Raw genomic sequence first — 19,665 nt, forward strand, 5'->3', positions numbered from 1 at the left:
GGAGGACGGACATGCCGCATCAAATGACACTGAAGTCAGATCTCGGTGACAAGCTGCAACCAGCCAGCTTTTCCGGCAGCGAACAACTGGGGCAGCTGTTTTCGTACAACCTCAAAGTACTCAGCAAGGATGGCGAAGTTGCGCTGCTGCCGTTGCTGGGCAGCTCGATGACCGTCACGTTCGACACCGGCGACTACACCCGGCATTTCAACGGCATCGTGGCGGAGATTTCGCAGACGGGGTTCGAGAGCTTTTCCGGCAAGCGCCAGGCGGAGTACGCGTTGACCCTGGTGCCGAAGCCCTGGTTGCTGCTGCACAAGATCGATTGCCGCATCTATCTCAAGAAGTCCGTGCCGACGATCGTCAAGGACGTGCTCGCCGAAATCGGCTACAGCGACGTCAAGCTGAGCCTGAGTGGGGACTACCCGGAGCGCGATTACTGCGTGCAGTACCGCGAGAGCTACTTCAACTTCATCAGCCGACTGATGGAGCAGGAGGGCATCTACTATTTCTTCCAGCACCGCGATGGCGTGCACACGATGGTGCTGGCCGATTCGCTCGGTGCGCACGGAGCCACCGGCGGCTTCGACGAATTGCCGTATCGGCCGCAGACCGGCACCAGCAAGGCGTCAAGCGAGCCGGCGATCACCGAGTTCAGCACCGCGCGTTCGGTGCAGACGATCAAGTATTCGCTGACCGACTACGACCCGCTGGACCCGAAGAAGTCGCTGCTGGGGTTCGAGTCGATCAGCAACGCCGACGGCAACCATCGGGTGCCCAAGCTCGATTCGTTCGACTACCCCGGCGACCACCTGACCGCCGCCGCCGGCAAGCATTACGCGCAGGTTCGGCTGGAGGCGATCAACGTCGCGCAGTCGCTTTGCACCGGCGCGACCAACGTCTGCGGCGTGCTGACCGGCGCGCTGTTCAAGCTGACCAAGTTCCCGCGCGCGGAGTTGAACCAGGAATACCTCGTGGTCGGCTCCACCGTGCACATCGAGAATGCCGCCGAGGTCTCCGGCGCGCAGGGCAGCAACCAGTTCTTCTGCCATTTCTCGGCGATCCAGAGTCGCCAGCCGTTTCGCAGCATGCCGACCGCGGTCAAGCCCGGCATCGTCGGCCTGCAGACCGCGGTGGTCTCCGGCAGCGACACCGCCGAAGACATCTCGGTGGACAAGTACGGCCGCATCCAGGTCACGTTCCACTGGAACAAGCCGGACAAGGAAAACTTCCACATCTCCTGTCCGGTACGCGTGGCCTCCTCGTGGGCCGGCAAGAACTGGGGCGCGGTGAGCATTCCGCGCGTCGGCCAGGAAGTGGTGGTGAGCTTCCTCGAAGGCGACCCGGACCGGCCGCTGGTGATCGGCAGCGTCTACAACGCCGACAACATGCCGCCGTACACGCTGCCCGACAACATGACCCAGAGCGGCATCAAGAGCCGCAGCCACAAGGGCGGCGGCGCGGAGGATTTCAACGAGCTTCGCTTCGAGGACAAGAAGGGCAGCGAAGACTTCTTCATGCATGCGCAGAAGGACATGCATGTGGAGGTGGAGAACGACCGTGTCGTGACGGTGGACCACGACGAGAAGATGACCGTCAAGAACGACCAGACCGAGGACGTCACCGGCAAGCGCACGACCACCGTGGGCAAGGACGACAAGCTTGACGTCACCGGCAACGGCACCACCACCATCGGGCAGAAGTTCAAGCTCAGCGCGGGCACCGAGATCGAGCTGGTGACCGGGGCGGCGAGCATCGTGATGAAGTCCTCCGGCGCCATCGACATCAAGGGCGTGAACGTCAGCATCAAGGGCGTGAGCGTCAAGATCGACGGCGACGCCACGGTGGCGGCCAAGGCCGGTGCCTCGGCGGAGTTTTCCAGCAGCGGTGCGACCACGGTCAAGGGCACCATGCTGTCGCTCAAGGGCGACGCCATGGCGCAGTTGTCCGGCGGCATCATCATGATCGGCTAGAGGGCGCACAGATGTCATCCGTGATGCAGGCATCGATCCAGATGGAGTTGTCCGAGCCGGCCAGTGCGCTGCTGCGGCCGGAGATGACCGCGCACGCGGCGGTGCAGGCGCTGGTCGAGGCCGGCCAGGTGCAGGATGCGCTGAAACTGCTGGCGCGGATGCTGCCCAAACGCTACGCCGTGGCATGGCTGTGCCAGTGCGCACGCGACCAGACGCTCGATGCGGAAGACCGCGCCGGCGCCTCGCTGGCCGAGAAGTGGGTGCGCGAGCCGAACGAGAGCAATCGCCGCGCGGCGTTCGAGTTCGCCACCGCAGGCGGTTACAAGTCCGCCGGCGCCTGGGTCGCCGCTGCCGCGGGCTGGTCCGGCGGCAGTCTCGCGCCCGCCACGCAGGAGGCGCCGGTGCCGCCGGCCGACCATCTCACGGCATGCGCGGTGGTGGCCGCGATCAACATGCTGGCGGCGCTGGATGTCGATACCTTCGCCGCGCGTCGCGCCGCCTTCATCAAGCCGGCCTTGAGCCTGCTCAACGGCGACGGCGCGGCGGGAGCCTGAGGCCGGTCGCGCGCGTTCGCGGCTTGCCCGCTGCACCTCGGGACGATACGATGGCGCGGACGGTTTCCGCGCGTCAGTCAGGCCATGCCGGCAGTTCCGATCACGCGCTTCGCGCGTGGCGGCGACCGATCCACGGAGCCGCGGTTTTTCGCGAACAGTCAGCAGCCAGGCCGGACGGCGAGCCCGGTCGGGACGTGGATGGAATCCATCGTGCGCGGCGCCGGCTGATTCACCTTGACCAGGGAACACTCGAGCAAACCGATGTCGCAGAGCCTGATCCTCGCCGTTGCCGGTCATCAGGCTGCCCAATTCGGCAGCCGCAGCAGCGGGACGTTCGCGGGCGTCGGCGGCAGCATCGGTCGTTCCGAGGATTGCGACTGGGTGCTCGGCGCCTCGGGCGTGTCGCGCGTGCATGCGATGGTGCGCTACCTCAACGGCATCTACTTCATCGAGGATCGCAGCACCAACGGCATGTTGCTCAACGGTGCGCCGCTGGTGAAGGGCGAACCCTCCGCGCTGACCGACGGCGATCGCCTGCTGATCGACACCTTCGAGGTGGAAGTGCACCTGGGCGATGCCGGCGCCACGATCCCGCCGCCCGACCTGCTGGCGCCGCCGACCTCCGCCGCGATCGGTGCCGACATCGACCCGCTGGATTTCGGGCTGTCTTCGCCGATGGCGTCGCTGCCGCCGCAGCCCTCGCCGAACACGATTCCGGCCGATGCCGACCTGATCCCCGGTGCGGTCGGTGTCGGTGGTGCGCTGGACCCGTTGAGTTTCCTCGGCCCGGGCGATCCCGCTTCCGAACTGCTGTCCGGTGCCACCACCGGCAATGCCAGCGCCAGCTGGAACCACACCGCCAGCACGCAGGATCATTTCCACCCGCCGATGACCAACGAGCAGCGGCAGGCCAACCAGCTCCCGGAAAACTGGGACCTGACCATGGGCGACTTCTCCGCGCCGGTGCCGCCTGCGGCGCCGGCGCCGGCGCCGGTCGCCGCGGCGCCGCGCGTGATGCCCGCCGCGCCGATGCCGATGGCCGCGGTCGATCGCGCCGAGGCCACCGGGCCGCACGCCTTGCCGACCGGCATGGACGAGATTTTCCGCGTCGTGGTCGACGGCGTGATGGACGTGCTGCGTGCGCGCGCCGAGATCAAGAACACGTTCCGGCTGCCGGTCACCATCATCCAGCGCTCGGAGAACAACCCGCTGAAGTTCGCGCCCAACCCGGAGGAGGCGCTGCAGAAGATCATGGCGCCCAGCGGCGGCGCCTTCATGTCCGGCACCGCGGCGTTCGAGGATGCCTTCGACGACATCCGCTGTCACCAGATGGCGATGCTGGCAGGCGTGCGGGCGGCATTCGAGTCGTTGCTGGTGCATTTCAACCCGGATCGCTTCGAGCAGGAGGCCGATGGCGGCTCCAAGCGTTCGGCGTTCGCCGGCAAGGGCAAGTACTGGGAAAGATATCGCGAGCATTTCGAAGGCTTGAACAAGGACCCGGACGATTGTTTCCGGCGCCTGTTCGGCGACGAGTTCGCGCGTGCGTACGAAGAACAGTTGTCACGCCTGAAATCGGCGCGGAGAATGCGGCAGGCAACGCATCGCTAGCGGGTACATGGCGATTGCGGACGCGCCGCGTTCGATGGGGTGCAGGAAGGGCAGGGCCGCTCTTTCTCGACGGATTTCCGGGCGCCGGGGGCGCCACGGACGCGGATGTTTTTCCATGCAGCATCGGTCGGCGACAGCGGGTCGACGCGGCATATCCCGGCAGCGCAGCCGGGGGAACTTCTGACAGGGGCAGCGCGACGCATGGAAAACAACAAGGTTGTGTGGAGTGAGGGGCTGTTCCTGCGCCCGCAGCACCTGCAGCAGCAGGAGCGTTACCTGGAGCGTTTCGTCGAACTGCGCGCCGGCAGCCTGCGTCCTTACACCTGGGGCTTCTCCGAACTGGAGCTGGAAACCGACCTGCTGGCGATCGGCAAGCTCGGCATCAAGCGCGCGCGTGGTGTGTTTCCCGATGGCACGCCGTTCGACATGCCCGGCGACGATCCGCTGCCGCTGGCGCTGGACGTCAACGACAACTGGCGCGACCAGACCGTCTTCCTGACCCTGCCGCTGCGCTCGCCGGCGCAGCCGGACAGCGGCCGGCCCGAGGCGCCGGCGGAAAAGCTGTTCCGTTATCGTGTGCGCGAGACCGAGGTGCGCGACGCCTCCGGCAGCGTCGACGGGCTCACCGTGCTGGAGGTGGGCGGGCTCAACAGCCGGCTGTTGCCGCAGTCGCAACCGCTCGAAGGGCTGGCGCAGATTCCGGTGGCGCGCATCGTCGAATGCCGCTCCGATCGGCGGGTGATCCTGGAAGAGGCGTTCATGCCGACGGTGCTGAGCTGCCAGGCCGCGTCGCGGTTGAGCACGTTTCTGTCCGAACTGCTGGGCCTGCTGCACCAGCGCGGCGAGGCGCTGGCCAGCCGCGTGGCGGTCACCGATCGCGGCGGTGCCGCCGAGATCGCCGACTTCCTGCTGCTGCAGGTGGTCAACCGCTATCAGCCGCTGATCGCGCACCTCTGTGCCGCGCCGATCCTGCATCCGGAGGATTTCTACCGGGTGCTGGCCGAGATGGCCGGCGAGCTGGCCACTTTCACCGCTGCCGGCAAGCGTCCCCCGGCATTTCCGGCGTACCGCCACGAGGCGCTGTACGCGAGCTTCGAGCCGCTGATCGCGGCGCTGCGCACCAGCCTCAGCGCGGTGATGGAGCAGACTGCGATCCCGATCCCGATGCAGCAGCGCAAGTTCGGCGTGTGGGTGGCGGTGGTGCCGGACCTGAGCCTGATCGATACCGCAGCCTTCGTGCTGGCGGCGAAGGCGGACCTGAAGTCCGAAGACTTGCGCCGCCAGCTGCCGGCGCAGTCGAAGATCGGTCCGGTGGAGAAGATCCGCGACCTGGTGAACCTGCAGCTGCCGGGCATCCCGGTGGCGCCGATGCCGGTGGCGCCGCGGCAGATTCCGTACAACTCCGGCTACCTGTATTTCGAGTTCGACAAGAATTCGCCGATGTGGCGGAGCCTGAAGACGTCGGGCGGCATCGCGTTCCATTTTGGCGGCGAGTTCGCCGGTCTCGACCTGCAACTCTGGGCGATCCGAGGTTGAGCGCATGAGCAGCAATGGTCCCCACGACGACGATCCGCAGCAGGACCGGACCATAGTCCGCCCGCGCGGCGCACCTGCACCGGCTGCGCCGACCCCCGCGCCCGCTCCTGTTCCCGCAGCGCCTCCCGCCACCCGGCCGACTGCCGCGCCGGCACGGCCGGCGGCGGGTCACGCACAGGTTCCCGCGGCCGCAATCGGCGATTTCCTGGGTGCCGGGCTCAATACCCTGGTTCAGGCGGCCAGCCCCTTGCTGCTGTTGTCGGTGCAGTTGCGCAACAGCGCGTCACAGCCCGACGCGGCGCGCCTGCGCGAGCAGGTCATCGCCCAGGTGCGCCAGTTCGAGAGCAACGCGCAAGCCGCCGGCATTGCGGCGCAAACCATCACCGCCGCGCGTTACGTGCTGTGCACCACGCTCGACGAGGCGGTGATGAACACGCCGTGGGGCGGGCAGAGCGGTTGGGCGGCCAAGACGCTGCTGGTGGCCTTCCACGGCGAGTCGTACGGTGGCGAGAAGTTCTTCCTGATCCTGGATCGCCTGTGCGCGGATTTCTCGCGCCACATCGACCTGATCGAACTGATGTACATCTGCCTCACGCTCGGTTTCGGCGGGCGTTACCAGATCGAGGCCGACGGCCGCGCCAAGCTGGCCGACATCCAGGAGGAGCTCTACCGGCGCATCAAGGCGCAGCGCCCGCCGGCGGCGGACGAACTGGCACCGCACTGGAAGGGCATCGAGGACCGGCGCAACCCGCTGGTGCGCTACGTGCCGCTGTGGGTGATCGTGGCGGCCGGCGCCTGCATCCTGCTGGGCGCGTTCCTGTACTTCTACACCCGCCTGAACGAGTTGTCCTCGCCGGTCAGCGCGCAGGTGGCGCAGATCGGCTTGCGCAGCGCGGTGCCGCCGGACGAGTCGCGGCTGCGCCAGACCCAGCCCAAGGTCGAGCGCAAGAGTCTCAAGCAGTTGCTGGCGCCGCAGGAGCAGGCCGGCGCGTTGACCGTGGAGGAGAAGCCCGACGGCTCGGCGCTGGTGCGGCTCGATGCACCGGCGATGTTCGCCTCCGGCGGTACCGAGGTTACAGCGCGGCAGATCCCGATGCTGCACGCGATCACCGCGGCGCTGAACCAGGTACCGGGCCGGGTGGTGGTGGTTGGCCATACCGACGACCAGCCGGTTCACTCGCTGAAGTTCAAGGACAACTACGCGTTGTCGGCGGCGCGCGCGCGTTCCGTGGTGCAGATCCTCAGCGAGGGCATCGACAACGCCGGGCGGCTCGAATCCAGCGGTGCCGGTTCGTCGCAGCCGATCGCGCTGCCGCCGGACCTGCCAGCCAACCGGGCGCGCAACCGTCGCGTCGAAATTCTCTACAGCCCGGAGGACTGAACATCGTGGGCAAGCTTCTTGCGCTGTTCAAATCCCGCCTGTTCATCACCCTCGTCGGCCTGCTGCTGCTGGGTCTGCTGATCTGGTTCGGCGGCCCCTACCTCGGTTTCGGCGAGTCGCATCCGCTGGAAAGCCAGGTCGTGCGGCTGCTGGTGATCCTGGTGATCGTGGTGATCTGGGCGGTGTGGCTGCAGGTGCGGCAGATGCGCGTGCGCGGCAAGGCGCGGCAGATGGCCAGTGACCTCAGCGAGCAGGGTGCGCCGGCGACTGCGGGCATCGACGATCGCGCCGCCAACGAACGCGCGCAATTGCAGGGGCGCTTCCAGGAAGCGGTGGACACCTTGCGCAAGAACCGCAGCGGCGGCACCAACCTGTACGCGCTGCCCTGGTACGTGGTGATCGGCCCGCCGGGTTCGGGCAAGAGCACCCTGCTGCAGAACTCCGGCCTCAACTTCCCGCTGTCGAACAAGTTCGGCAAGGAAGCGATCCGCGGCGTCGGCGGCACCCGCAACTGCGACTGGTGGTTCACCGACGAGGCGGTGTTCCTGGATACCGCCGGACGCTACACCACCCAGGACTCCGACCGCGGCGCGGATGCGTCGGCGTGGACGGAGTTCCTCAACCTGCTGCGCAAGTACCGCAAGCGGCGGCCGATCAACGGCGTGATCGTGGCGATGAGCCTGTCGGACCTGCTCACCCTGGATGAGGCCGGGCGGCAGCAGCACATCATGGCGGTGCGGCAGCGGCTGGACGAGCTGGCCAAGCACCTGCGCATCGGGGTGCCGGCCTACCTGGTGTTCACCAAGTGCGACCTGGTGGCCGGCTTCACCGAGTTCTTCGACGACCTCACGCCGGAGCTGCGCAGCCAGGTCTGGGGCATGTCGTTCCCGGTCGACCAGACCATGGCCGGCACCGCGGCCAAACAGTTCCTGGCGGAGTTCAACCTGCTGCTGGAGCGGCTCAATACGCGCATCCTCGATCGCCTGCATCGCGAGCGCGACCGCCAGCGGCGCGCCGCGATCCTGTCGTTTCCGCAGCAGCTGGGCGCCTTGCGCGAGATCACCCGGCAGTTCGTCGAAGGCGTGTTCACGGGCCATCAGTACGACGCGCCGCTGCTGCTGCGTGGCGCGTATTTCACCTCCGGCACGCAGGAAGGCACGCCGATCGACCGCATGATGGGCGCGGTGGCGCGCACCTTCGGGCTGGACGCCTCGCGCCTGCACGTGCCCGGCGCGCAGAGCCGCACTTTCTTCGTCGAGCGTCTGCTCAAGGACGTGCTGTTCCGCGAATCGGGCTTCGCCGGCACCGATCCCAAGCTGGAGCGCCAGAAGGTGCTGCTGCAGGCGGCCTGCTACATCGGCGTGCTGCTGGCCTGCGGCCTGCTGGTGTTCGGCCTGGCCACCAGCTATCGGCGCAACGGCAATTATCTGGCCGACGTGCACACGGCGCTGGCCAAGTATCCGGCGCAGAGCGATCTCTCGCTGGCGCCGAACCAGCAGGCGTATTTCGCGCTGGTGCTGGAGCGGCTGGAAGCGCTGTCCGCGGCGGTCGACGTGGCCGACCAGCACCAGGGCGACGTGCCGCTGTCGATGCGCCTGGGCCTGTACCAGGGCAACGCGGTGGGCGACGAGGTGCGCGATGCGTACTACCGCGAGCTCAACGCGATCCTGCTGCCCGGCGTGGCCTCGCAGTTCCGCGCCGGGCTGGCCGCCAACGCCGGCGACCCGCAGATGCTTTATTACTACCTGAAGGGTTACCTGATGCTGGGCGAGCCCAAGCATCTGGACCACGACCAGATCGTGGCGCTGGCCGGGGTCGAGTGGCAGCGCCTGTTTCCGAACGACCCGGTGCTGCAGAAGGCGCTGAGCAAGCACTTCGACGCACTGGTCGCGCACGAGGGGCGCCTGCGCCCGCTGAGCCTGGACGACAACCTGGTCGAGCAGGCGCGCAGCACGCTGCGCACCGCGGACCTTGCCACGCTGATCTACGGCAACCTCAAGCTCACCGCCGGCAGCGGCAACTACCCGCCGCTGCGGCTGGACAAGGAACTGGGCCTGCTCGGCAACGTGTACCAGCGGCGCAGCGGCAAACCGCTGTCCGATCCGATCCCGGCGTTGTTCACCCAGCCGGTGTTCAAGCATGAGGTGGACAAGGGCATTGAACAGTCGGTGGCGCAGTTCGCCGCGGACGACTGGGTCTTCGGCGCCACCAAGATCGACGCGGTGCAGAAGGCTCAGCTCGCGCAACAGGTGCTCGGGCTTTACGAGCAGGACTACATCAAGGCCTGGGACGATGTTCTCGCCGACCTGCAACTGCAGCCGATCAACAACATCCAGGACGCCAGCGCCATCGCCGCCAAGCTGGCCGGCCCCAACTCGCCGCTGAAGCTGCTGCTCAAGGTGGTGCGCGACAACACCAGCGATCTGATGCGCGCGCCGCCCGGCGATGCCGCCGACAAGGCCGAGGACGTGGCCAAGAAGCTGGCGCAAAAGCGTGCCACGCAAACTGCGCTGGCGCGGGCGCTGGCGCAGGCCGGGGCCACCGGTGCGGCGGGTGGCGATGCAGCCAGCGAGAAACCGGGCAAGGTCATCAGTGACCATTTCGCCGAGATCGACAAGCTCACCGAGGGCGCGCCTGGCGCGCAGCCGATCGACCAGACCCTGAAGACGCTGGACGACCTCAGCAAGACCTTGCTGACCATGGGCGATTTCAGCAACGCGGCCGGCCAGCCCAACCCGCAGTTGCTGCTGGCCCAGCAGGCTGCGGCGCAACTCCCGCCGCCGGCCTCCAACTGGTTTGCCGCACTCACCGGCAAGAGCCAGGCGCTGGTGGCCAGCGGCACCAAGAGCGCGCTGGACGACCAGTACCAGCAGGCCGTCGGCAAGGACTGCGCTGACTTCACCCGCGGACGCTACCCGTTCTCGCCGTCGAGCAACAACGACATCCCGCTGCAGAACTTCGGCGAGCTGTTCGGCTATGGCGGTCGCTTCGACAGCTTCTACAACCAGACCGCCGGCAAGCTGATCGACGCCAGTGGCCGCAACTGGCAATGGAAGACCGGGCCCGGCGCGATCAGCGGCTCGGCCGGAATGCTGGGTCAGTTGCAGGGCGCCGACCGGATCAAGCAGATGTTCTTCCGCAGCGGCAACCTGCCGGAAGTCGATTTCACCTGGCTCACGCCGGTGCTTGATGCCGGCATCGGCAAGCTGGTGATCGACGTCGACGGGCAGAAATACGAATACCAGCCGGGTGGCGCGACCAACGTCAGCATGAAATGGCCCGGACCGCAGCCGGGCCGCGTCTCCATCTCCGCCTACGACACCGCCGGCAACCTGCTCACCACGTTCGACTATCGCGGCGACTGGGCGTTCTTCCGCGCACTGCAGGCGGCCAACCTGCAGAAGCAGTCCGACCTGCGCTTCGTGGCCAGTTTCAATTTCGGCGGCCACGTGGCGAAGGTGACGCTGCAAGCCAACAACCTGAAGAATCCGTTCCTCAGCAACGCCCTGTCCAGCTTCCGGTGCGGAGGCTGAGCGCGTGCCGTCCGCGGCCGCAGGCTTCTTCGGCAAGCTGCCCTGCGCGGGAGACTTCGTGCAGCGACGGCTGCCGGCCAGCTTCGTCGATGCCTGGGACCGGCACTTCGAGACAGCCGTGGCGCACAGCCGCGACGCGTTGGGCGATACCTGGCACGAGGCGTTCCACGCCAGCCCGGCGTGGCGTTTCGCACTCGCGCCGGGCGTATGCGGCGAGGCGGCGTGGGTCGGCGTCATGGGGCCGGGCGCCGATCGCGTGGGTCGCTGTTTTCCGATGGTGATCGCTGCGCCGCTCTCCGACGTTGCTGCAGCCATCGGCGATGGCGCGGAATGGTTCGAACGCGCCGAGCAGTTGCACCGCGCGGCGCAGGCCGATGCGGGCATCGGCGTGGACGACTTCGACGCGCAGGTCGCGGCCTTGGGCAGCCCGCTCGATGCCGGCCAGACGCGGCCCGATCCGTGGCGTGAGGTGGACTGGACAGCGGCCAGCCACTGGCGCCTGCCGTTGCCCGCGCATGGCGGCGCGACAGCCTTGGCTGATCTGTGGAAGCGCCTCGGCGCCTTTCCCGGGCGCTGGTGCCTGTGGTGGACCGATGGCGCGGGGCGCGTCCCGGCCAGTGTGCTGGCGACCGATGGCTTGCCGGGCGCCGAGGCTTACGCCGGCTTGCTCGACGCCGGGCAGGGCACGGCCGCGTGGCAGACGCTGGGCAGCTTCGAGCTTGCAACTCCGCGCGCAACCGCGCCACCACCGGTGGCCTCCATCAACTCCTGGCTGCCGGACGATCTCGACCTGCTTGCCGACCTGGGCGGCAGCTCGCCCGCCGCATCCACGGCCATGCCGCTCGGCGACGTGACCCTCGCGGCGGATGTCGCCGCGGCAGCGAACACGCCGGTCGCCGCCCTCGCCGTGCTGCAACGGCCGGAGGTCGGCCTGAGCCTGGTCGCCGCCGAGGTCGGCGTGGCCGATCCGCGCCAGCAGGCCGTGGCGGCAGTGGCGGCGATTGCCGGCGACATGCTCGGCGCCGAACTGATCGGCGGCATGCAGGTGCTGCGCACGCGCATCATGGCGTTGAACCCGCAACTGCGGCAGTTCGGCGAGGATCTCGTCGACCCGGTGCCGGAGGATTGCGCGGTGATCGCCGCGCACGTGGCCGACGGCCAGGCCGCATTGCTGCGTATCGGCGCGGCGGCAGGCTGGCATTGGCGGCACGGCCGGCTGCAACCGTTCTTCGCGCGCAGCGATGCGCCACCGGCCGCCAGCGCGAGCAACAGCAGCGACGACCTCGACGACCTGCTGTTCAGTCCCGTGTCGCTGGCTGCGCCCGGCCTGGGCGCGACCGCGCAGCCGACTTGCGGCGAAGTCAGTTGCGCGCTGCAGGCCGGCGACCGGCTGCTGCTGATGGCCTCGCACCCCTTGCTGCAGCTGCCGCCGGACTTGCTGGCGCGCAGCCTGGCCGCAGGCACCTGCAGCGAGGCGCGCGCACGCATCGCGGCGGCTGCCGGACTGGGCGCCAGTCCCGACCACTGGCCGTTGGCGGTCATTGAGGTGCACGCATGACCACCCGTTATGTTTCCGCCGGCCGCACGGTGACCGGCAAGGTGCGCAAGCACAATGAGGACGCGATCCTGGTGCGTGATGAAGTCGGCCTGTGGGTGGTGGCCGACGGGTTGGGCGGGCACGCTGCCGGCGACTACGCCAGCAACATGATCGTCGAACGCCTCGGCGCGTTGCCGCGTGCCGGCAGCGTGTTCGATTTCATCGAGTCGATCGAGGACACGCTGGTCGGGATCAATGCGGAGCTGCTGCAGACCGCGGCCTCACGCGGCGTCGACCTGATCGGCTCGACCGTGGTGGTGCTGGTGCGCGACACCGATTTCACGCTGTGCGGCTGGGTCGGCGACAGCCGCGCCTACTGCTACGAGAACGACCGCCTGCGCCAGATCACCCGCGACCACGTACATGGCGGCGACGTCGACGTCACTCATTTTGGTGCCGCACCGCCGCCGGCTGCCGGTTCGGGCGTGCTGACCCGCGCCGTGGGCGCCGAGGACCAGTTGTTCGTCGACTGGGTGGTGGCGGGGAGCCAGCCCGGCACCACGTTCGTGCTTTGCTCCGATGGCATCAACAAGGAGATGTCCGACAGCGAGCTTCACGAACAGTGCCGCGTGCATCCGCAGCCCCAGGATCTGGTCGAGAGCCTGTTCGAGCTGGCCATGGGCCGCGCCGGGCGCGACAACATTTCGGCCGTCGTCGTCGGCCTGCAAGCATGAAGACAGCAACCAATCCATGAATTCCATTGCCGAACTGGTCAGCGCCTACCAGGCCGAAAAAATCAAGCTGCCCGCGCTGTTCGAAGCGCTGGGCGCGCTGCCGTCGTTGTCCGCCGACGAGCATCGTGCCGGCGTCGAATGGATCGGCCAGGAGCAGGCGGCGGGCCGGATCGATCCGCTGATCGCCAAGGCCTTGCTGGCCAAACTGGCGACATTGCAGCCGGGCCCGGCGAGCCCGGACGAAGACGTCACCATGGTCAAGCCGACCACCCGGCGACCGCCACCGCCGTCCGCGGACGACGAGGCCACCCGCGTGGCGCCGCCCTCGCGCCCGCCGGCGCCGCCGCTGGACGAGGCTACCGTGGTCAAGCCGGCCTCGCGGCCACCGCAGCCGCCGACCGACGAGGCCACCATCGTCAAACCGGTGTCCAGCGCGCCGCTGCCGCCGCGCGAGGGACAGATCACCAGCCACACCGGCACCCAGGGCACGCGTCAGGGCATGACCGGCACCAGCTCCAGCATGGGCAGCCAGTCCAGTTGGCAGCACATCGGCGATGCGGAGGCCGCCGATTTCGTCGCGGTCGGCTCGCTGCTCAAGGGTCGCTTCTATCTCGAACGCGAGATCGGTCGCGGCGGCATGGGCGTGGTGTACAAGGCGCGCGACGAACGCAAGGTGGAGGCGCGCGATCGCGATCCGTACGTCGCGGTCAAGGTGCTGAACGACGAGTTCCGCCGTCACCCCGATTCGCTGATCTCGCTGCAGCGCGAGTCGCGCCGCTCGCAGCAGCTGGCGCACGACAACATCGTGCGCGTCTACGATTTCGACAAGGATCGCACCATCGTCTTCATGACGATGGAGTACGTCGATGGCTCCGACCTCAAGCAACTGATCCGCGAAAAGGCCTACAACGGCATGCCGCTGGAGCAGGCGCGCCCGCTGATCGAAGGCATGGCCCGCGCGCTCAGTCGCGCGCATGCGGCCGGCGTGGTGCATTCGGATTTCAAGCCCGCCAACGTGATGGTCACCCGCGAGGGCGTGCCCAAGGTGTTCGACTTCGGCATCGCCCGCGCCGGCAAGCACATGGGCGATGCGGTGGGCGAGCAGACCGTGTTCGACGCCGGCACGCTCGGCGCGCTGACCCCGGCCTACGCCAGCCTGGAGATGATCCAGGGCAAGGACCCGGTACCCAGCGACGATGTCTACGCGCTCGGCTGCGTGGCGTTCGAACTGCTCACCGGCACCCATCCCTACGGCAAGGTCAGTGCCGAGGTGGCGATGCGCGAAGGGCGCAAGCCGCCGCCGGTGAAGGGCCTGACCAAGCAGCAGTACAAGACGCTGTGCGCCAGCGTGGCGTTCCGCGCCGAGGACCGCCTGAAGAGCGCCACCGAGCTGGTGGACGGCCTGCGCGACGTGGGCTTGCGCGAGCGGGCGCTGCCGTTCCTGATCTACGGCGTGCCGGCGGTGCTGATCGTCGCCGGCGGCGTGTGGGGCTGGGTCACCTGGCGCCACGACCATCACGTCAACGAAGTGATCCAGCGTTTCACGTTGACCCGGCCGGATCGCTACGCCAGCGAGTCGCAGGCGCTGCAGGCACTGGACACGCTCAGCGACGACGACCGCAAGCGCATCGTGGTCGACCAGAGCGACCTGATCCAGAAGTTCCTGCTCAGTCGGATCGACGCGTACTGGAACCCGACCGAGGGTCGCTACGACTACGCCGGTACGCAGAAGGTGTTCACGCTGCGCGACGACCTGAAACTGTATTCGCCCGCGCTGGACATCAAGCGTAGCGAGATCGAGAAGCAGCGCAACGACCTGCTCAACGCGCTCGACACGCAACTCAGCCAGCAGATCGGTGCCGGGGCGATCTTCGAGAACCAGCCGGACAACGTGGTCGCCACGCTGGACAAGATCCGCGCCATCGACCCGACCAGCGCGCTGCTGAAGAACACCGAGCTGGAACTCAAGTACGACGCGGCGATCGGCAAGTCGCTGGATGCCGGGCAGGTCGACCAGGCCGCGACCGAATTCAAGCTGGCCAGTCGTCTGTTCCCCGATTCCACGCGGATCAAGCAGCGCGGCGCGCAACTGGATGAGCTGGGCAAGGCGCTCGCCGCGCAGCAACTGGCGCAACAGCAGGCCGCGCAGTTGCAGCAGCAGCGCGAGCAGAGCCTGCTCTCGCTCAGTGGCCTGCTCGATCATCCCGACAACAGCGACGACTGGCGCAACCGCGCCGCCACCGCCTACCAGGGCGCCGCCAAGCTGCTGGCCGACGACGCCCGCCTGCCGGCGCAGGCGGAGCGCCTCAAGCAGGCGCTGGCCGCCCAGGCCGCCGAACGCCAGGGCGCTGGCGATCTGGACGGCGCCATCGCCATCGCGGGCTTCGGCGTCAACCTGTTTCCCGGCGATGCCGATCTGTCCTCGACTCGCCAGAAACTGCTGGAACAGCAGAACCAGCTGGCGCAGAAGGCCGCCAGCGAAGCCCAACGCAATGCGCTGGCCAAGCGCCGCGTCGACGACCTGCTGGCCAAGCCGCTGGGCACGGCCGTGTGGTTGCAGGACGTCAGCAGCGCGCTGGGTACCGCGCGCGAGCAAATGGGTGTCGGCGCACCGGCTTATGCCGAGGTGCGCGGCAACGTCGATGCCAGCCTGATCAAGCTGGCGCGCGAGCGGATCGCCGCTGGCGATCTCGATGAAGCCCAGCGCATCGTCCAGGCCGGTCAGCGAATGGACCCGGCCGAAGCCGGCTACGCCACCGTGCTGGCCGAGGTCGGTGCGGCCCGCAGCGCCGCGCAGGCGCGCCAGCAGCAACAGCAGGTGCAAGCCATTGCCGCTGCTCGCGCCACCCTGGCCGGGCTCGCCGCCAAGCCGTTGCTCACGCCCGACTGGCAGCAGGCCGTGGCCAGCGCGATGGCCTCACTCAAGGGCGATACCTCGCCGGAAACCACCCGCACGGTCGGTGCGTTGGCCACCTCGATTGCCGACGTGGCCGCCTCGCAGGCTGATCCGCAGCATCTGCCGCAGGCGCGCCTGGCGGTGGACTTCGGGCTGAAGTATGTGCCGCAGTCGCCACGCTTGCTGGCCGAGAGTGCCAAGCTGGATGCGCTGCAGGCCGACCTCCAGGCCAAGGCGGCGCGCGACAGCGCGGATGCGGAAGTGAAGTCGCGCATCGAGTCGATGCGCAGCGCGGCGGCCGCGGCGGACGTCGGCAAGGCGAGTCAGTCGCTGGCGCGGATCAAGGCGCTGCAGCCGGACAACCCGTTCCTGCAGAACGAGGGTCCGAAGCTGCTGGCCGATGCCTATCTCGGCCTGGGCCAGGAAACGTTCCAGAAGGGGCGCTACGAAAAGGCCGCCGAGGTGCTTGGCCAAGGCCTGCAGGTGCTCGGCGGCAATGCCCAGTTGCGTGGCGCGAAGGCACGCTACGACGTGGTGGCAGCGATCATGGCCGCGGCCCGGCAGCCGACCAGCACGGCCGATTACGCACGGTTGAAGCAGCAGCTGGCGAGCGTGCGGCGCAACGATCCGAAGGCGCTGGCCGCGCTCGAGTCGGACATGCGCATTCGTGGCCAGCTGACCGGCAAGACGCTGGAGGAGCAACTCGACCGGGTCAAGCCGAGTGCCGCGGCCGCACCGGCGCCGGCACCCGCACCCGCCACGCCCGTTGAGTCGACGCCGGCCACGGAGCAGGGCGCCCTGCCGGGGCGGCCCGTGCCGGTCCCCCGGCCCGGCGCACCGACACCGGCGCAGCCGGGCAAGGTCGCCAATGTGCCGAGCGGGCCAAGCGGCCCCGATCCGTGCGCCAAAGCCGGGATGGCCGGGACCGGCAAGTTCTGCCGCGACAGCTTCGGGACGTCGTATGGCCCCTTCATGGTGGTGGTGCCTGGCGCGGGCGGTGGACGGCCGTATGCGATGTCGCGTGCGGAGGTATCGATCAACGAGTTCAACGCGTTCTGCCGCGCATCCGGCAAGTGCGCAGCCAAGTCGGTCAGCGATCCGGATCTCGGCAATGCGCCGATCACCAACATCCCGCTCAGCCAGGCGCAGGCTTATGCGCGGTGGCTCAGCGATGTCAGCGGCTTCAGCTATCGCCTGCCGACGGATGCCGAATGGCTCAATGCCGCCAGCGCCGGCGGCCGCTTCAAGCAGGCCGAGGACAGCAACTGCGTGCCGCCTTCGGCTGGCGGCGGCGACGGCAGTGGCGCGCTGGTTTCCGCCCGCGGGCGTTCGCGCAATCCCTGGGGTCTGGTCAACATGACCGGCAACGCCTGGGAGTGGGTCGTCAGCGGTGGCAGCGTGGCCGTGCGCGGCGGCAGCTACACCAGCTATTGGTCCGATTGCAGCGTGGGCACCCAGCGCAGCGATGGCGGCTCGCCGCAGCGCGACGTCGGCTTCCGCATCCTCAGGGAGGTGAAATGATCGATTTCGCTGAACGCGGGCGTGCCGTGAACCAGGATCTGCGTGTGCTCGACGACGCCCATCGGCTTGGCCGGATCACCCGCGCCGAGTATCGCGCGCGTCGCCGGCGATTGCTGGAAAGCCTGTACGACCCCAGTGCGGTGGTCACCGCCCGCAACACCCTGGTGCCGCCGACGGCCACCACCACTCCGCGACCGCGCAGGGCGCCGGCGGCGCCGCGTGACGATGCCTCCGCCGACTCGGCCAGCCATGCCCTGACCAGCCTGCTGGCGATGCGACCGGCCACGCGCTGGAAGTCGGTGGCGGGCGGCGTGCTGCTGCTCGTCATCGCGTTGGGTGCGCTCGCCTACTGGTTGTTGCGCGGCTAGCTTGCGCCGGGCTTGCCGGTTCCGGCATCGGCTGCTGCGGCGCGTCACGAGGGCGGGACGGAGGGCGGAAAAATCGCTCGCCAAACCGTCGCGTGCAGGCCTGCGGTGACTGGTTCCGCAGCGCGACGAGGGTGTATCCTGATCGGACGATCCAAGCCCGGGGGCAGCAATTGCCCGATCCGTGGGGGGCTTCGATTTCGCAGCTGGCGCGCCTTCGATGTCCAGGCGCGCCGTCAATGGAAAGATGATGCAGCCGGGGGAGTGTATCGTGCGAATTGTCCGTCTCGCCGCAGCGTTGACATCGGCCTTGGCATTCACCGGCGGCGTGGTTCACGCCCAGGAAGCAGCAACGGCTGCGCCAGGTCAGTCTTCACCCGCACCCACTTCGACTCCCGCGCAGGCGACGCCATCGCCGCCGCCGGGCGGCGTCGTTCCGCCGGTACGCGATCGCGATGCGGCGGCCGTGCAGACGGTCGCGGTACGCGGCTTTCGCGTCAGCGGCGTCGGCAGCCATGCGCAACTCGGCATCACGCCGGCCAGCATCCAGGCACTGGCCGATGCGCAGTTCCGCGAGCTGGCCGCAGGCGCGGGCACGGCCGAGTTGAGCTTCGCCCAGATGCAGGGCGTCGCCGACAAGATCACCGAGCGTTATCGCACCGCCGGCTTCATCGTCTCCAACGCGTTCCTGCCGGCGCAGACCATCGGCTCCGACCAGGTCGTCGGCATCCAGGTGCTGGAAGGGCAGATCGGCAAGATCATCGTCAAGGGCACCAAGCGCTATCGGCCGGACGTGATCTCGGCGGCGGCGCAGGAATTGCGCGGCAAGCCCCTGCTGAAGAGCGACGTCGATTCCGCCTTGCTTTATGCGCGCGACCTTCCCGGCGTCACCGTGGCCTCGACCTTCCAGCCCGGCGAGCAGACCGGCGACACCGACCTGATCATGATCGCCCACGAGAAGCGGCCGGTTCAGTTCACTCTCGGCGCCAACAACTACGGCACCGACCTGACCGGCAAGTACCGCGTGCAGGCCGGCGTGGAATGGGCCAATCCGCTGCACCTGGGCGACACCTTCACGGCCAACGTCGATTACGCGCTCGACCCCAACGACAACATCTACGGTGCGCTGACCTACCGGGTGCCGTTCACGAGCACGCCGGGGTTGTCGGCGGTGGTCGGCGCCTCGCGCAACGAGCTGCAGATCAATACCGGCACCTTTGCCGCGCTCGACGTGAAAGGCCCCAGCTCGCTCTACTACGGCGGCCTCGACTGGAAGTACATCAATCGTGACGACCTGCAGCACGTGGCCACCCTGCACCTGCTGAGGGAACGCTCCCAGCTCGACAGCCTGGGCTTCCACCTGTCCGACGAGAAGTTCACGGTGGCGGAAGCCACCTGGGGCATGCTGCATACCGATCGCCGCTTCCACGGCGTGGACATCATGCAGGTGGCCCTGCGCAAGTCGATCAGGGACGATTCGCGCGAGCCCGACCTGATCAGCCCGCAGCATGACCGCAGCTTCCTCGTCGCGAAGCTCTCCTACACCCGGTTGCAGTTCCTGACCAAGTCGCAGCGCCTGAACTTCAAGTTCATCAGCCAGTACACCCGCGACGCGCTGGTGCCGCTGGAGCAGTTCGCGATGGGCGGCCCGGACAGCGTGCGCTCCTATCCGATCGCCGACGCACTGCGCGACCGCGGCTTCTACACCGCGCTGGAATACCACGTCGATGCTCCCGGTTTCGGCGACAAGGTGTCGCCGTTCTACGGCAGGCCGTGGCGCGAGCTGCTGGAGTTCGAGGTGTTCTACGACTACGCCAGGGGCTACTCGGCCGGCGCCAACCGCATGACCACGCCGGACAGCGCGGAGCTGAGCGGCGCCGGTGCGGGCTTCATCTTCCGCCTGCCGCGATTCAAGCAATTCGAGCTGCACTTCGACGCGGCCAAGACCACCAGTTCGCAGAACGCGTCCAACGGCAAGGGTTTCCACATCTATACCCGCTTCAGCTTCACGTTCTGAGGGATGACGA

The 19,665-nt window shown here is 68.1% G+C and carries 11 protein-coding genes; all 11 read left to right on the forward strand.

The window, feature by feature from the left end:
* Positions 1 to 11 precede the first annotated feature (11 nt).
* The 11 genes from ACVCMB_RS00390 to ACVCMB_RS00440 all read left to right on the forward strand — a co-directional run bounded on the left by ACVCMB_RS00390 (position 12) and on the right by ACVCMB_RS00440 (position 19,655).
* Positions 12 to 1,973: a type VI secretion system Vgr family protein gene (locus ACVCMB_RS00390; RefSeq protein WP_395117306.1), complete on the forward strand. Its 1,962-nt coding sequence runs from the start codon at positions 12 to 14 to the stop codon at positions 1,971 to 1,973.
* An 11-nt stretch (positions 1,974 to 1,984) separates the two neighbouring features.
* Positions 1,985 to 2,527, forward strand: a complete 543-nt coding sequence (locus ACVCMB_RS00395) for a DUF6931 family protein (protein ID WP_395117308.1) — start codon at positions 1,985 to 1,987, stop codon at positions 2,525 to 2,527.
* A 261-nt stretch (positions 2,528 to 2,788) separates the two neighbouring features.
* Positions 2,789 to 4,135: a type VI secretion system-associated FHA domain protein TagH gene (gene tagH / locus ACVCMB_RS00400; protein WP_447105827.1), complete on the forward strand. Its 1,347-nt coding sequence runs from the start codon at positions 2,789 to 2,791 to the stop codon at positions 4,133 to 4,135.
* Between the two features lie 201 nt (positions 4,136 to 4,336).
* Complete coding sequence (gene tssK / locus ACVCMB_RS00405) at positions 4,337 to 5,671, forward strand: type VI secretion system baseplate subunit TssK (RefSeq protein WP_395117312.1); 1,335 nt, start codon at positions 4,337 to 4,339, stop codon at positions 5,669 to 5,671.
* A gap of 4 nt (positions 5,672 to 5,675) precedes the next feature.
* Complete coding sequence (gene icmH, locus ACVCMB_RS00410; RefSeq protein ID WP_395117314.1) at positions 5,676 to 7,052, forward strand: type IVB secretion system protein IcmH/DotU; 1,377 nt, start codon at positions 5,676 to 5,678, stop codon at positions 7,050 to 7,052.
* 5 nt (positions 7,053 to 7,057) lie between these two features.
* On the forward strand, positions 7,058 to 10,585 hold the full coding sequence (gene tssM, locus ACVCMB_RS00415) for a type VI secretion system membrane subunit TssM (RefSeq protein WP_447099320.1): 3,528 nt from the start codon (positions 7,058 to 7,060) through the stop codon (positions 10,583 to 10,585).
* A 4-nt stretch (positions 10,586 to 10,589) separates the two neighbouring features.
* Positions 10,590 to 12,143, forward strand: a complete 1,554-nt coding sequence (tagF, locus tag ACVCMB_RS00420) for a type VI secretion system-associated protein TagF (protein WP_447105828.1) — start codon at positions 10,590 to 10,592, stop codon at positions 12,141 to 12,143.
* The gene (locus ACVCMB_RS00425; protein ID WP_395117320.1) at positions 12,140 to 12,856 is read left to right on the forward strand and encodes a PP2C family protein-serine/threonine phosphatase; all 717 of its coding nucleotides are present in this window, start codon (positions 12,140 to 12,142) and stop codon (positions 12,854 to 12,856) included. Before tagF ends, ACVCMB_RS00425 begins: the two co-directional genes overlap by 4 nt.
* Positions 12,857 to 12,872: 16 nt before the next feature.
* Positions 12,873 to 17,273 (forward strand): bifunctional serine/threonine-protein kinase/formylglycine-generating enzyme family protein, encoded by a 4,401-nt coding sequence (locus ACVCMB_RS00430; RefSeq protein ID WP_447105829.1) that lies wholly within the window; start codon positions 12,873 to 12,875, stop codon positions 17,271 to 17,273.
* On the forward strand, positions 17,270 to 17,641 hold the full coding sequence (locus ACVCMB_RS00435; protein WP_395117324.1) for a hypothetical protein: 372 nt from the start codon (positions 17,270 to 17,272) through the stop codon (positions 17,639 to 17,641). Before ACVCMB_RS00430 ends, ACVCMB_RS00435 begins: the two co-directional genes overlap by 4 nt.
* Before the next feature lie 244 nt (positions 17,642 to 17,885).
* Positions 17,886 to 19,655: a ShlB/FhaC/HecB family hemolysin secretion/activation protein gene (locus ACVCMB_RS00440; protein ID WP_447107195.1), complete on the forward strand. Its 1,770-nt coding sequence runs from the start codon at positions 17,886 to 17,888 to the stop codon at positions 19,653 to 19,655.
* Positions 19,656 to 19,665: the final 10 nt, after the last annotated feature.

This window comes from Rhodanobacter sp. UC4443_H10, assembly GCF_052978325.1.